The 14,939-nt window shown below is 53.6% G+C and carries 15 protein-coding genes; 8 read left to right on the forward strand and 7 right to left on the reverse strand.

Annotated features, from left to right (window positions below):
- Positions 1-143: 143 nt before the first annotated feature.
- The 3 genes from Q9245_RS13880 to Q9245_RS13890 form a co-directional block, all read right to left on the reverse strand.
- A complete protein-coding gene (locus Q9245_RS13880) occupies positions 144-1,331 on the reverse strand; it encodes an iron-containing alcohol dehydrogenase (protein WP_305897742.1) in 1,188 nt (395 codons plus the stop codon).
- The gene (locus Q9245_RS13885) at positions 1,331-1,876 is read right to left on the reverse strand and encodes a hypothetical protein (RefSeq protein WP_305897743.1); all 546 of its coding nucleotides are present in this window, start codon (positions 1,874-1,876) and stop codon (positions 1,331-1,333) included. Before Q9245_RS13885 ends, Q9245_RS13880 begins: the two co-directional genes overlap by 1 nt.
- 161 nt (positions 1,877-2,037) lie before the next feature.
- On the reverse strand, positions 2,038-3,330 hold the full coding sequence (locus Q9245_RS13890) for a M48 family metalloprotease (RefSeq protein WP_371824822.1): 1,293 nt from the start codon (positions 3,328-3,330) through the stop codon (positions 2,038-2,040).
- Positions 3,331-3,506: 176 nt separating this feature from the next.
- Here Q9245_RS13890 and Q9245_RS13895 point away from each other — a divergent pair, with 176 nt between their 5' ends.
- The 7 genes from Q9245_RS13895 (at position 3,507) to Q9245_RS13925 (ending at position 11,247) form a co-directional block, all read left to right on the forward strand.
- Complete coding sequence (locus Q9245_RS13895; RefSeq protein ID WP_305897745.1) at positions 3,507-4,247, forward strand: DUF599 domain-containing protein; 741 nt, start codon at positions 3,507-3,509, stop codon at positions 4,245-4,247.
- Between the two features lie 18 nt (positions 4,248-4,265).
- Positions 4,266-4,736 carry a PaaI family thioesterase gene (locus tag Q9245_RS13900; protein ID WP_305897746.1) on the forward strand — a complete coding sequence of 157 codons (471 nt, stop codon included), beginning with the start codon at positions 4,266-4,268 and terminating at the stop codon, positions 4,734-4,736.
- Positions 4,733-5,167, forward strand: coding sequence for a PaaI family thioesterase (locus Q9245_RS13905; protein ID WP_305897747.1), 435 nt, complete (start codon positions 4,733-4,735; stop codon positions 5,165-5,167). The genes Q9245_RS13900 and Q9245_RS13905 overlap by 4 nt, the downstream gene beginning before the upstream one ends.
- Positions 5,168-5,542: 375 nt before the next feature.
- Positions 5,543-7,435 carry a molecular chaperone HtpG gene (gene htpG / locus Q9245_RS13910; protein WP_305897748.1) on the forward strand — a complete coding sequence of 631 codons (1,893 nt, stop codon included), beginning with the start codon at positions 5,543-5,545 and terminating at the stop codon, positions 7,433-7,435.
- A 12-nt stretch (positions 7,436-7,447) separates the two neighbouring features.
- Entirely contained in the window at positions 7,448-7,666 is a 219-nt protein-coding gene (locus Q9245_RS13915; RefSeq protein ID WP_305897749.1) for a DUF2835 domain-containing protein, read from the forward strand.
- A 295-nt stretch (positions 7,667-7,961) separates the two neighbouring features.
- Entirely contained in the window at positions 7,962-10,133 is a 2,172-nt protein-coding gene (gene katG, locus Q9245_RS13920; RefSeq protein ID WP_305897750.1) for a catalase/peroxidase HPI, read from the forward strand.
- A gap of 136 nt (positions 10,134-10,269) precedes the next feature.
- Entirely contained in the window at positions 10,270-11,247 is a 978-nt protein-coding gene (locus Q9245_RS13925; protein ID WP_305897751.1) for a tRNA-dihydrouridine synthase, read from the forward strand.
- A 29-nt stretch (positions 11,248-11,276) separates the two neighbouring features.
- Here the strand turns inward: Q9245_RS13925 and Q9245_RS13930 are convergent, their stop codons facing one another.
- Complete coding sequence (locus tag Q9245_RS13930) at positions 11,277-12,296, reverse strand: class I fructose-bisphosphate aldolase (protein WP_305897752.1); 1,020 nt, start codon at positions 12,294-12,296, stop codon at positions 11,277-11,279.
- Between the two features lie 148 nt (positions 12,297-12,444).
- On the opposite strand from Q9245_RS13930, the gene Q9245_RS13935 reads away from it, so the two are divergent.
- Positions 12,445-13,323, forward strand: a complete 879-nt coding sequence (locus Q9245_RS13935; protein WP_305897753.1) for a metal-dependent hydrolase — start codon at positions 12,445-12,447, stop codon at positions 13,321-13,323.
- On the opposite strand, the gene Q9245_RS13940 is transcribed toward Q9245_RS13935, so the two are convergent.
- From Q9245_RS13940 to Q9245_RS13950, 3 genes are all read right to left on the reverse strand, one after another.
- Positions 13,286-13,792, reverse strand: a complete 507-nt coding sequence (locus tag Q9245_RS13940; protein WP_305897863.1) for a methylated-DNA--[protein]-cysteine S-methyltransferase — start codon at positions 13,790-13,792, stop codon at positions 13,286-13,288. The genes Q9245_RS13935 and Q9245_RS13940 overlap by 38 nt on opposite strands.
- A gap of 7 nt (positions 13,793-13,799) precedes the next feature.
- Positions 13,800-14,285 carry a GNAT family N-acetyltransferase gene (locus Q9245_RS13945; protein ID WP_305897754.1) on the reverse strand — a complete coding sequence of 162 codons (486 nt, stop codon included), beginning with the start codon at positions 14,283-14,285 and terminating at the stop codon, positions 13,800-13,802.
- A 108-nt stretch (positions 14,286-14,393) separates the two neighbouring features.
- Positions 14,394-14,846, reverse strand: coding sequence for a hypothetical protein (locus tag Q9245_RS13950; RefSeq protein ID WP_305897755.1), 453 nt, complete (start codon positions 14,844-14,846; stop codon positions 14,394-14,396).
- Positions 14,847-14,939 lie beyond the last annotated feature (93 nt).

Consider the following 14,939-nt stretch of genomic DNA (forward strand, 5'->3'; position numbering starts at 1 on the left):
AGGAAGCTTAGCAAAAGCTATCCAGCCTACACTGTGGCGAAATGATAACAGAATATTACCTGTTTAATGGTGGATGTGAAATGCTTTTTATGTAGCGGAATGCTACCTGATTGTTTCAGGGTAGCATTCCGCTAACGAGGAATTTAGGCCCAGGCTCTCCGCAAGATTGTCAGCGCGTCCTCAAGCGACACTTCTTTCGGGTTGAACATGATCGAACCGTCGTCCAACGCCATTGTTGCAATGGCTTCCAATTGATCCTCGGAAACTTTTTCGGTTTCTTTCAAGGTTCGTGGCAGCTTGCAGCGCTTGTAGAGTTCATCGCGAAGCTTGCGAATAGAGGAAATGCTGGCTTCTGCGCGACGAGAGCTCGGCGTTGCCGAATACACTTCGGGGCCTTCCAAGTGGAGCAACAACTCGCCCAGAGGCTCGCGAATGCTTTCCAGATTGAATTCCAGAACGTAGGGCAGGTACAAGCTCATGCACAGCCCGTGTGGCAGGTGAACAATCGCGCCTGTGGCGTGCCCAAGTGCGTGGACAAGGCCAACCATTGAATTTGAGAAGGCGATGCCTGCCATGGTGGAGGCCTGGGCCAGGTCGAGGCGGCCGTCTTCGTCTTTGGGTGTGTCCATCACCTTGAGCAGTGACTGGCTGACCTTTTTCACCGCAGCGGTTGCGTAAGCGTCGCTCAGCGGATTCTTGCCCATGCACGTGAATGCTTCGGTGGCGTGGGTAAGAGCATCCATCGCAGTAGCTGCGGTAATGTGCGGCGGCAGCGTAAGCGTCATTCGGGGGTCGATAATGGCAGCATTCGGCAGCAGGAATGGCGAAGAGTAGGGCAGCTTTACGCCTCGTTTTTCATCGGTGATAACGGCCACGGAGGTGACTTCCGAACCAGTACCTGCGGTGGTTGGAACCACGAAAAAGGGGTTCAGCGGGTGTTTCAGAATGCCGGCACCGCTGTATTCAGCGATGTCGTCACCGCCTTCAGAAACCAGAATGTTCACGGCTTTGCCGGTATCGATGGCGGAGCCACCGCCCACAGCGATGATCGAATCGCACTTTTCCTTGCGATAAACCTTGGCGATTGCGGCGACCACGGTTGTTGACGAATCCGGTGGCACGTCATCGTAAATTGACACAATGTCCAGACCGCTTTCTTCACATGCGGCGATGACCGGATCAAGTAGGCCGGCCGCTCGCACGCCTTTGTCTGTGATGATCATCGGGCGCTTTGCCGCCAGACTGGTCAATTCAAAAGGAATGTGTTCCAAGGCGGCTTTGCCTGCGATGACTTTTACCGGGCAGAAGAACTCGTAGTATTTGTTGGTCATTATGCTCTCGCTGTCTCGACAAGGTTGGTGGCTACTTTCAGGTAAATACGTGCAGCGCTGATGAGTTTGTTCGGGAAATTGATGTGGTCCGGGTACTCTTTGACGGCGCGCTCCGCGACCAGCTTAGGCAGAATGAATGCTTCCAAGCGGTTCAGCACCCGGGTCATACGGATAGCGAGGCTTACATCGCCATCCACCAGCATGCGGTCGTTTGCAAACGCAACAGATGTCTTTTCTTGGAACGACAGCACCAGAAACGCGTGCGCGATGTGTTTGAACTGAATAGACAGGTCGATCGGCCGCGGTGCCCGGTCGCCAAGAAAACGAAGGCGGCCTTCACCGATGTGCTCTACGATCAGCTTAGGGCCCGCGGGCATAACCTGCATTTCAAAGAGAAAACCATCGGGTAGGAGCTTGATTTCGTCACGTGCTACCTCATCCACCTCGCTAATCGCTTGCAATGCGCGCCCCATGACCTGGAACATTAACTCGACATAGGATCGCCGCGCCTGGGATGTCAGCGGCTGCATTCGTTTTGAGAGCATGTTGGTTGTCCGTTTGTTATTGGGTTATCTGATTTTTAGAGTTATTGCTCTAGAAGTCAATGTAATCATTGACGCTTATCTCGCGTCAAACGGGCAATGATGATGTCCATAAAAAAACCGGAGGTGGTTAACCTCCGGTTTTTCGTGCAATTTGCGTTTGCCTAGTTGGTCATTGCTGCCAGTTTCCGCTTGGCTTCCTCGCCGATATCACCGCCAGCCTCCGCTGCTGTGGAATAGTAACGTATGGCCTCATCTCGGTGACCTTGCTCTCTGGAAATGTCGCCGAGGCGCAGGTAAGCGATTGACGTTGGCACCACTTCGTTCGCTCGTTCCAGGTGGTTTCGAGCTTTGCTCAGATTGTTCAGGGCCAGTTCGTTCAGGCCGTTGTGAAGCTGGTATTGAAACATTTCGGGGTATAGGGATACGGCTTTATCGAAGTCTGCACGCGCCTTGTCTAGTTGGTCCTGGCTTTTATAGATGCGCCCGCGCAATGCGTAGAACATTGCTTCTCGCGGCTCAATTTTGATGGCCTTGTTAATCGAGGTCAGCGCTTCGCTCATCTTGTCTTCTGACGCGAGTTTTATGGCTTTGTCGTGTGCGTCGTAGGCGGGTTGGAGTTTTTTAATCATCGCGATTCTGCGCTGATAAATATCCGTACCCCGATAGCCCCCTGCGCCGATTTTCTGAACAAGTTCCTGATTCGCTTGCACGCGCTTCGCCGAGGGTGGGTGGCTGGCAAACAGACCGTTCAGCCAACTGGATTGGTTACCTTCGGATAAAGACAGAAAAAGTTCCTGCAGTTCAACGGCCGCTTGCGGGTCGTAACCGGCGGCTTTCATGTACTTTATCCCGTAGGCGTCGGACTCCAGCTCATCGCCCTGGCCGTACTGTGCCAAAGCCAGTTGAGCACCAACTGCCGCTCCCCCCATGATAAGACCAGCCCACTCGTTATCGGAGATGGCCATGCCAATACCGGCCATTCCGGCACTGATCAACATACCTTGTTGCATGCGTTGGACGCTGTGCCGCGCTGCAGCGTGAACGATCTCGTGGCCCAAGACGGAAGCCAGCTGAGCCTCATCATCCAACTTCGCCAGTAAACCTCGGTTGATCGCGATCTTTCCGCCCGGCAGAGCCCAGGCATTGGGGACGCTACTGTTTAATACGACAAAATCATAGGGAAGGTCCGGCCGGTCGCTCACTCGGGCCATTTTCATGCCGACTTCACGTACATACACCGTGAGTTCAGGATCCAGGTAGAACTGCCCTCCTTGTGTTTGTTGGGTCGGTACGTATTGCTCAGCCCCCAACGACAACTCCTGGCTCTCGGGGATTAACGACAACTGGCGTTCTCCGGTTACCGGATTGACCGCGCATCCGGAGAGGGTTGCCAGCAGGGCCAGAACAATGAGCAGACCGGGCAAGTTTCCTGATTTCACGCATGGCTCCTTCATGTTGCGTAGGTTTGTTTCTTATCAGCGGAAAGCGGGTGATAAGACCGAAGTTTATAGCATATTCGCGTCAGTATGCTGCATATACGTTCGCTATAAAGTGGCTCGGTAAGCCGGCTTACCGTATTATATGTAAACGTTTTGACCGCATTTCTACTGGCCTGGATACAGATTAGCCAATGACACATTACCTAGACCTTCTGGCGTTACTCTGGTTCCTGGTTTGTTGGGGAGGTTATACCTGGTACTCGAAAAAACGGGCCGTTACTCACTCGTGTTTGTCGAATACGCTTGATCTGTATCGTGAAGACTGGATGCGGGTGATGCTTAAGCGCGAAAACCGTATCGCCGACACGTCTGCGGTTGGCAATCTTGAGCGAAACGGCGCCTTTTTCGCATCCAGTTGTCTTCTGATTCTGGCCGGGCTTCTCACCGCATTGGGTTATACCAGTGAGGCCATGGAGGTTTTTTCCACCATGCCGTTCAGCTTTGTGCCCACCCGTGAAGTGTGGGAATTGAGGCTGGTTGTCCTGCTGGTGGTGTTCGTCTATGCCTTCTTTAAATTTACGTGGGCCATGCGGATGTACAATTTTGTTGCCGTAATGATCGGTAGCGCGCCGTTGGCCAGTGACAGTAAAACCAGCCCCGCTGCGAGGGAAACCTTCGCTCGTAATGCTGGGCACATCTGTAATTTGGCCGGCGATGCCTTCAATCTGGGGCTTCGTTCTTACTATTACGCACTGGCTGTCATTGTTGGCTTCATACACCCCTTGGTGTTTATTGCCGCTTCAACCTTGGTGGTCATCGTACTGTACCGCCGTGAATTCCATTCCGATGCTTTAAACGCACTGCGCGACGGTAAGGTTTTTCATGAAGCCAAGCCGGTGCCGCAAAATGCGACTGCAAAACTGAAAAACTGATCTGCAGGACCTTCCTGAATGAACGATGAAACCCGAATCAACCGGGTCACCCGGTTTTTAAGTACGTTAAACCAGGCGAGGGAATTGGGCCTGGCGCCGAAAGAAGTGGGTGATGGATATCTTGTCGTTGAGCTGCCCTACAGCGATAAGATCATTGGTAACCCGGATACCGGTGTGATTCATGGTGGCGCGATTACCACATTGATGGACACGACATCGGGCTCGGTGATGATTTGCGCGCTGGATGAGTTTGAGTTATGCCCAACGCTGGATTTACGAGTTGACTACATGCGCCCAGCGGAACCCAGGAAACCGGTGTTCGCACGAGCTGAAACCTACAAGGTAACCCGTAACATCATCTTCACCCGTTGCGTTGCTTATCAGGAAGGTGGCGAAATCATCGCTAACTGTGTCGGCACGTTCATGCGTATTGGCAAAGAAGCCAGCCCGAAATCCTATCGTGATCTGATTACCGGAGGCGAGGAATGACCAGTCCGGAAATTCTGAAATACACCCAGCAAACCGGTGACTTCTCGCGGATGCTTGATAGCGTTCCGTACGCAAAGTGGATTGGTTTAGAGTGTGATCGTTTCGGAGATGATTTGATTTTCCGCCTTCCGGTAAAAGAGGAAAACCTGGGTAACCCCATCTTGCCGGCGATCCATGGTGGTGTGATTGGTGGTTTCATGGAAATGTCCGCAGCCATCTATCTGATGATGTCGCAAGACACTCTGCGTATGCCCAGGATTATCGACTTTTCATTGGATTATCTGCGGGCGGGCCTCAACCGCGAAACTTACGCGGAATGCCACCTGACCCGTCAGGGTAACCGGGTTGCTAATGTGATGATCACCGCCTGGCAGAAATCCCGTTCCCAGCCCATCGCAACGGCTCGGGCCCACTTCCTGCTCGAAGACTGATTTTGCTTTTGCCGGGGTTGAAAAGCCCCGGCGGGCCCCCATTTCTGAGTTCAGTCCACGCTGTATTGGTGTAAGCCCTCATGCGCGGATGCACTTCCGAAACACGCCTCGAGACGTCCCTGTTCGGCTCGGGCTCCGCCATCCCTGGCTCCGCACGGTTTCGGCAGTGCATCCGCGCATGAGGGCCCAAGCTCCGTGCAGTTTTCGGCCTTTTACATAAGTCGGGTGGTGTGGTCGGGTAGCGGTTTCCAAAACCTTGCGTAGCCAGGGATGGCGAAGCAGAGCGTACAAGGATGTATTTACAGCGTGTTTTGGAAACCGCTACCCGATCGCACCGCTCCACCGAACGTTAAATAGTAGGAGATAGCACAAGCCATGACGGTAGAAACCAATAAAGAGACCCTAGGATTCCAGACTGAAGTGAAGCAGTTGCTTCAGCTGATGATCCACTCTCTGTACTCCAATAAGGAAATCTTCCTTCGTGAGCTGATTTCCAACGCATCAGACGCCGAAGACAAACTGCGTTTTGCCGCTTTGAAAGACGATTCACTGTTTGAAGGCGATTCGGATCTGAAAATCCGTCTCGACTACGACAAAGACGCCGGCACCATCACCCTGACCGACAACGGTATCGGCATGAACCGCGACGATGTGATTGCCAACCTGGGCACCATCGCACGTTCAGGCACCGCCGAATTCCTCAAGCAGTTGTCCGGTGATGAAAAGAAAGACAGCGCGCTGATTGGCCAGTTTGGTGTAGGTTTCTATTCTGCATTTATCGTTGCTGACAAAGTCGATGTATTTACCCGCCGCGCGGGCACCCCGGTTGAAGAGGGCGTGCATTGGTCGTCCAAAGGCGACGGTGAGTTTACGATTGAGCCGGTTAGCCGCGAAAAGCGTGGCACCGAGATTGTCCTGCACCTGAAGCCCGAAGCCACCGAATTTGCCGATGGCTGGAAGTTGCGCACTCTGGTGAAGAAGTACTCCGACCACATCTCCTTCCCGGTGGTCATGAAGTCCGAGAGCGAAGAAGAGGACAAGAAGGGCGAAGACGAAACCATCAACGATGCAACCGCCCTGTGGACTCTGCCGCGTACTGAAATCAAAGACGAAGAGTACAAAGAGTTCTATAAGCACATCGCTCACGACTTTGAAGACCCACTGACCTGGTCGCACAACAAAGTGGAAGGCAAGCTCGATTACACCAGCCTGCTGTACATCCCGAAGCGTGCGCCGTTTGATCTGTACAACCGTGAAGCGCCGCGTGGCCTGAAGCTGTATGTTCAGCGTGTGTTCATCATGGATGATGCCGAGCAGTTCCTGCCGTTGTACCTGCGCTTCACCAAAGGTGTGATCGACTCCAACGATCTGTCTCTGAACGTCTCTCGTGAGATTCTCCAGAATGACAGCACCGTTGAAAGCATTCGCACCGCCATGACCAAGCGTGTGCTGGACATGTTGTCCAAGCTGGCGAAGAAAGACGCGGATCAATACCAGAGCTTCTGGAATGAATTCGGTACGGTGCTGAAAGAAGGCCCGGCTGAAGACTTCAGCAACAAAGAGAAGATTGCTGGCCTCCTGCGTTTTGCCTCGACCCACACGGGCGAAGAAACCCAGAACGTGTCTTTGGATGATTACATCAGCCGGATGAAAGAAGGTCAGAAAAAGATCTACTACATCACCGCTGATAACTTCGTGGCCGCCAAGAGTAGCCCGCATCTTGAGGTTTTCCGCAAGAAGGGCATTGAGGTATTGATCCTGTCTGACCGTATCGACGAGTGGATGATGGGTTACCTCAACGAATACGATAGCAAGCAGTTCCAGGACGTTGCTCGCGGAGATCTTGACCTGGGTGAAGTAGAAACCGAGGAAGATAAGAAGCAACAGGAAGAAGCGGCGAAAGAGCACAAAGAGCTGACGGAGCGCATCAAGAAAGCCTTGGAGGACAGTGTTCAGGAGGTACGGGTAACCAATCGTCTAACCGATTCTCCGGCTTGTTTGGTGACCGGTGAGTTCGATATGGGCGCTCAGATGAAGAAGATCATGGAAGCGGCAGGCCAGGCGGTGCCGGACAGCAAGCCGATCTTTGAAATCAACGTGGACCACCCGCTGGTTCAGCGTTTGGAAAGTGAGCAGGGCGAAGAGCGCTTTTCTGAGCTTTCGGCGGTGTTGTTCGATCAGGCCACACTGGCCAGCGGCGAGCAGCTGAAAGATCCCGGCGCATACGTCAGTCGCTTGAACCGTTTGCTGCTTGAATTGGCTAACTGAGTTCGCCGGTAAATGCAGCAAATTATCGTGGACATCGCCATCAGCCCTGATGAATGGATAAAGCTTTATCAGGGCGTAGCGACCGATGTTCATACTACGAGCCGGGACGGGCGTTCTGTCCGCTTCCCGGCGCGTATTCTCTCCAGGTTTTACCTTCGTGATGGAGTGCGAGGCAGTTTTCGTATTCTGTTTGACGACTCCGGCAAGTTCTCCTCTATCGAAAGGCTCTGATGCCATTTGCCTGTCAGGCTGTCTTTCGATTAATAAAAGCTTTCACCTTTCTGTTTTTAATTAATTATATCTTTTTTCTGCGTGGGCGTACTCTGATTTGGTCTAAACTGAAACCGGGGGTGAAACTATGACATTAACAAAGGTTCGTCAGCTTCCTGTTTGGAGTGATGTCTCCCGGGTCATGTTTGATTACTGGCAGAACTACGCCATGGCGCAGTAGGCGCACAAGCGGCCACTGTGCCGGTAATCAGGATCAATGCCAATTTCACGAAATAATGCAGTGAAGGAGAAGTGTATGTCTCAAAATAATCCCGGTGGCAAATGTCCGGTGATGCACGGTGCCAACTCGACGACCAGCCGTAATGTGACGGACTGGTGGCCTGAAGGTCTCAATCTGGATATTTTGCATCAGCATGACCAAAAAACGAATCCGATGGGAGATGACTTCGATTACCGGGAAGAGGTGAAAACACTCGACTTCGACGGCATCAAGAAAGACTTGCACGACCTGATGACGCAAAGTCAGGACTGGTGGCCGGCGGATTGGGGCCACTACGGCGGTTTAATGATCCGTATGTCGTGGCACGCCGCGGGAACCTACCGCTTGGCCGATGGCCGTGGAGGAGCAAGCAGCGGTAATCAGCGTTTTGCACCTTTGAGTTCCTGGCCCGATAACGTGAGCCTCGACAAGGCCCGACGGTTGCTTTGGCCGATCAAGAAAAAATACGGTAATAAAATCAGTTGGGCCGATTTGTTGGTGCTTGCGGGCACCGTCGCTTACGAATCGATGGGGCTGCCGTCTTACGGCTTCTCCTTCGGCCGTGAAGACATTTGGCATCCGGAAAAAGATGTCTATTGGGGCTCAGAGAAGGAGTGGTTGGCACCGTCTGACGAGCGCTATGACGATATCAGTAAGCCCGACACCATGGAAAATCCGTTGGCGGCGGTGCAAATGGGGCTGATTTACGTCAATCCCGAAGGTGTGAACGGTCAACCTGACCCGCTGAAGACCGGCGAACAAGTGCGCGAAACCTTCGCCCGGATGGCGATGAATGATGAGGAAACCGCCGCCTTGACCGCAGGTGGCCACACGGTGGGTAAGTGCCACGGCAATGGTGATGCTTCGGTGTTGGGGGCCGATCCGGAGGCGGCTGATCTTGAATATCAAGGGCTTGGCTGGGATAACCCGAACATGAACGGTTTGGCCAGTCGTGCGGTGAGTTCGGGCATTGAAGGCGCTTGGACGACGAACCCGACCCAGTTCGATATGGGGTACTTCAAGCTTCTGTTCGGCTATGAATGGGAACTGAAAAAGAGCCCGGCAGGTGCCTGGCAGTGGGAGCCCATCGACATTAAGGAAGAAGATAAACCAGTGGATGCCAGTGATCCGTCGGTGCGTCACAATCCGATTATGACCGATGCGGATATGGCGATGAAAATGGACCCTAAGTATCGCGCGATCTGTGAGAAGTTTATGGCAGATCCCGAGTATTTTCGGGATACCTTTGCGAGGGCGTGGTTCAAATTGACGCATCGCGATTTGGGGCCGAAAACGCGTTACATTGGCCCGGATGTGCCCGCTGAAGAGCTGATTTGGCAGGATCCGGTTCCTGCCGGAAACCTGGATTACAGCGAAGAAGTCGTAAAGCAGCGGATAGCCGCGAGTGGTTTGAGCATGGGTGAGATGGTCAGCACAGCCTGGGACAGCGCCCGTACCTTCCGAGGCTCCGACTTGCGCGGCGGTGCGAATGGCGCGCGGATTCGCTTGGCACCTCAGAACGGCTGGGAAGGCAATGAACCGGCTCGCTTGGCGAAAGTGCTCAAGGTTTACGAGCCGATCTCTTCGGATACAGGCGCCAGTGTAGCCGACGTGATTGTGCTTGGTGGTAGTGTCGGTATCGAACAAGCGGCGAAAGCTGCAGGATACACGGTACGAGTACCCTTCCTGAAAGGGCGGGGCGATGCGACGGATGAAATGACCGACGCAGAGTCTTTTGAACCATTGGAGCCGGTGGCTGATGCATTCCGGAACTGGTTAAAGAAAGATTATGCGGTCAAGCCCGAGGAGCTGATGCTTGATCGTGCTCAACTGCTGGGCCTGACAGCGCCAGAGATGACGGTGCTGATTGGCGGGATGCGTATGCTTGGCACCAACTACGGCGATAGTGGTGCAGGGGTATTCACCGATCGTGTCGGGGTATTAAGCAACGACTTTTTCGTTAATCTGACCGATATGGGTAACACGTGGAAATCGGTGGGCAGCAATCTCTATGAGATTTGCGACCGCAAAACGGGTGATGTGAAATGGACTGCGACGCGCGTCGATCTGGTGTTCGGTTCCCACTCAATCCTGCGCTCGTACTCCGAGGTGTATGCCCAGGATGACAATCAGCAAAAGTTTGTGAATGATTTTGTCAGGGCTTGGGCCAAGGTTATGAATGCCGATCGTTTTGATCTGCAGAAATAGACCGACACTAACCGGCAGGATACTCCGATAGGGGAGTATCCTGCTATCAACTTTCAGGTAAATTCCTTACAATCCCCTCCGCTTGATTTTTGAGCAGTCTTATTCTGAACGTCCGTAAATTGCTTCTGGAGCTTTCATGCGAATCATCCTTGCCCCGATGGAAGGGCTGGTCGATGCACCTATCCGAGAAACCTTGACCAAGGTCGGTGGCATTGACCGGTGTGTTACCGAGTTTGTTCGTGTGACTCAGGGCATGTTGCCACCCCGTATTTTCTACAAGTACGCTCCGGAACTGCATAATCAATCGCGGACTCAGGTCGGTGTTCCGGTAGCGGTTCAGCTATTGGGGTCAGACCCCGAAATGATGGGCCGACACGGAGCGAAAGCCGCTGAACTGGGTGCTACCCAGGTCGATATCAATTTCGGTTGCCCCGCGAAAACAGTGAATCGGCACAAAGGTGGTTGTGTACTGATGCGTGAGCCGGAACTGATGTACCAGATTGCTGCCGGGGTGCGCAAAGCGGTTCCTGCCGATATTCCCGTGACCGCTAAGATGCGTTTGGGGTACGACGACCGTTCCATGGGGGTTGCCTGCGGGCAAGCTCTGGAAGCTGCCGGCGCATCGGAAATCGTCATTCATGCCCGCAGTAAGGTGGATGGTTATAAACCGCCGGCCTACTGGGAAGAGATCGCCAAAGTGCGAGAAGCGGTGAACAGCCACGTGATAGCCAACGGTGAGATCTGGACCGTTGATGACTACTGGCGTTGCCGTGAGGTCTCAGGCTGCGACGATGTGATGATTGGCCGCGGCTTGATTGCTCGTCCGGATCTGGCAGCACAAATCAAAGCTTCCCAGCGCGGAGAATCATTGGAGCCAATGACCTGGCCCGAAGCAGTGGCTTTGGTTCGCGAATACGCAGCGGCGTTGCAGACCCGACTGGAAGACCGCTTTGTTACAGGTCGCATTAAACAGTGGCTTAATTTTCTGAGACAAGGCTTCCCGGAAGCGGAGCTGCTGTGGCCAGAGGCGCGCAAACTGCGAGATGTCGCGCCCATGCTGGCTTGCCTCAGTCAGGTGGCCAGCGCGCCCGTTCGCGACACAGAGGCTGCCTGAGAATTCATGTCGGTATTTTGATACCGATGTCAGTTTTCGTGTTCGAGCGCCGGCGAATAATTCCCGGAGCGCGCCAAGCCATTGAGGTGTGCGCGTTTCGTCAGAGCCGCTTGAGCTTTTTCGCCATTGCTCCGTTCGCCGGCCCAGGCTTTTTGAGCCGGTTCCTGCAATGCTCGGCCATACGAAAAGCTTAACTCCCACGGTTGTGACCCTAAGCTATTGATCGCATTAAGGTTGGCAGTCGATTCTTCCGGTGATTGCCCTCCCGATAAAAACATGATGCCGGGTACCGCAGCCGGTACTGTGCGCCGGAACACACGAAGAGTGGCTGTGGCGATTTGTTCGGGCGATGCTTTCTCCGCATCTTTGCCGGGCGTCACCATACTGGGTTTCAGCACCATCCACTCGAACCGCACATGATGCCGGTGCAGGGCGCCGAAAACCTTGATCAAGACGCTCTCACTCACCTCCGCCGTTCGCCCGATCGAGTGGTTGCCATCGATCAATACTTCAGGCTCTACAATGGGCACGATACCTTGCGCCTGGCACTCTGCCGCGTAGCGAGCCAAAACTTCGGCATTGGCTTCAATGGCCTGATGGGAGGGCAGGGTATCCGAGACATGAAAGACACTTCTCCACTTGGCAAAGCGGGCACCGAGTGCTTTGTAATATTCCAGGCGCGAAGCCAGCCCATCTAATCCGTAGGTGATTTCATCGCCAGCAGCATTCACTAGCGGGCCTTTACCCGCATCAACTTTTATTCCGGGTACGATGCCCTGAGTTTCGAGCAGCTTTGGAATAGGAATGTCATCAAGGCTCAACTGCCCCAAGGTCTCTTCAAAGAGAATGACGCCACTGATGTGGTTGCCGAGATCGGGCGTTGAGAAGATCAAACTCCGGTATTCCCGCCGTGAGTCTTCCGTAGACTGGACTCCAATGGCGGAAAAACGTTTGGCAATGGTGGGCGCGCTTTCGTCCGCGGCGAGTATGCCTTTGTTGGGCTGAACCAGATCGTTGATGGTGGTTTGCAGTTCGTGGGCGGTGCTCATGATGCCTCCTTGAATCGTTATTCTTAACTGAGTTTAGCCGGTAAATTCCATGATCATGAGATGAAATTGGCCTCTTAACACCTGCCCTATATCCACCAGGAGGTCTAGCCTGAGGGTAAGTCAACAGGATACGGGCTGGAGGTTTGCGATGAACATGGCCACGAACACCGTCAAGGCTGCAAGAAAGAAGGTTTATCGGTCTTTGACGCCGAAAGGTTTTCAACCGGTGGTGCGCAGCCCGGATTTCGAGTTGTCTCAGGACTTGCCGAAATACTGGTGGGATAATGATCCGGCCAAGACACTGTTGTTGGCGGCTTTGTCGGCCAGCTTTCCGCCTGGTGAGCGGTTCTTTATTGATTCGGTGCGCTATTATCAGGATCAGATTGCAGATCCGGAACTGCAGCGGTCGATTCGTGCCTTTATAGGTCAGGAAGCCCATCATTCGAAAGAGCACAAATTGATGAATGGCTGCCTGGAAGAAAAGGGAGTTGGCCTGGCCCGCATCGAACGTGAGATCCAGTGGTTCATGGATTGGATGCGAAAGAACCTGAGTCCTGAGCGGCAGTTAGCTCACACGGTCGCGGTGGAGCACTTCACTGCCATGATGGCGGAAGAGTTCTTGCTGAAATTCGATGCGTTGGAGGAAATGGATCCACGGGTTGCACCAGTTTGGGCCTGGCACGCGATTGAAGAGTCAGAGCACAAAGCGGTCGCTTTTGATGTGTACCGGTCGGTGGGCGGCAGCGAGTTCGTTCGCGTGACGGAGATGATGTACGTCAGTGTGATGTTCCCCTTCTACACCTCACTGCATTTGGTCCAGTTGATGAGGGAAGAGGGTGAGCTCGGCAATCTCAAATCCTGGGCGGGCGCGGTGAAGTATATGTGGGTCAAACCGGGAATCTTCCGCAAGATGATCCCTTCGTATCTGAGGTATTACAGCCCTAACTTTCACCCTTGGAATAACGATGTTCGGGATCTGCTCGACAAGGCTAAGAAACGATGGCTGCCAGCTTCGCTTCGCGATTGAGCAAGGCTTGTTTCCGTTCGATGCCCCAGCGGTAGCCACCTAATCCGCCATCCGACCGGACAACACGGTGGCAGGGGACAATGACGGCCAATTGATTTGCTCCACAGGCATTTGCCACCGCGCGCACGGCTTTCGGTTCACCCAGATGGGTTGCCAATTCCGAATAGGTGATTGTCTGCCCCGGCGGAATGCTCTGAAGTGCATGCCAGACTCGCTTTTGAAACGCGGTTCCTTCCAGAGCAAGGGGATGGTCAAGTGGTGTTTCCGGATTTTCCAGTACCGTGACGATCTTTTTCAGCAACTCAGCGTCTTGCCCGTCCGCCGGTGATATGGTTTGAGTAGGAAAACGTTCTTTTATCCAGTGAAGTAGCTGCTCCTCTTGATCACTCAAGTCGACCGAACGAAGGCCTTGTTCGTTCCATACCGCAAGCGCCCAACCGAGAGCGCTGTGAGCAATGCCATAGTGCATCACGCTGTCAGCCCTGCAGTTTCTTGCGCATTTTGAAACGCAGGAACTGAACGCCTTTCATGGTAACTTGCTGCTCTTCCAGAACTTCAAACCCATGTTTTTCAAAGAACGGGCGGGCAATGACGCTGGCTTCGGTTTGGAGTTCTTTGGCTCCTTTGGCCTGAAGTTGCTGTTCGGCTTCCTCATAAAGCGCCGAGGCAATGCCTTGGCGGGCGTAGTTGGGGGCGGTAAAGACTAGATCGATTGCGCCGCTTGGTTCATACGAAATAAAGCCCGCAAGCGCTTCGCCGTCCTCGGCGACGAGTGTTTCCAGCGAGGCGAAACGGTCCTGCCAGGTGTCCAGGTTTGGGGTTCGCGAGGCCCAGGCGTATCGCTGGGTTTCATCGTAAGCAGCTGCCGTCAGTTCGTGAACAGAATCCGTAAACAGGCGAACCACCGGGCTCAGGTCTTTAATTCGATATTTGCGAATGGTGATCGAAGGGGCTGTAGTCATATCGTTTCAGTATCCACCTGTGTGAGAAATCAGGTTGATGGCCAAGTCGTTGACCACTCTTTGAAGCATACCGACAACTGCGGGAAAATCCAGCCTTTGGGCCCGGCGTCAGTTCCTGTTCTTCAATACCGAGTAAATTTGATACGCCGCCGCATCGGCGTCCGGGGCGATGTTCTCTTGTTCCGACCGAATAAAACGGGCCTCGGTGGCAGTCGGGTTATCGAGATTCTTTGCCCAGCGGCCAAGCAGGGTGGCCACGCGCTTTTCATCGTTGCTTCGCAAACCGGGCCAGTAAACGTAGGGGACAAGTTCGGGGCGGCTGATGAAAAACAGTGCGGCCTCTTCGGGTTTCTCGAGAATATCGCCGCGAAGTCCCAGTGTGAACCGTTGGCCGTCACTCCCCACCATCGAAACCAGTAATGAATTATCGTTGTCGGCGTAATGGGCGTTTGTTGCCGTGATCGGAGCGTTGAGGCTGGGCACCGAGGTGATGAAATACTGAAAAACGATCAGGCCCGCCAAGACAATAAGAAGAGCGGAAAGCGCAAGGGATTTTGCCATGACTGTGTACCGTCAAGAATGGGTAGGAAAGGATGCATGTTCAGCAAGGCAACAAAAAGCCCGGCAACTCACGTAACCGGGCTTTTTGTTTAT

It is taken from the genome of Marinobacter sp. MDS2 (genome assembly GCF_030718085.1).
GTDB lineage: Bacteria > Pseudomonadota > Gammaproteobacteria > Pseudomonadales > Oleiphilaceae > Marinobacter.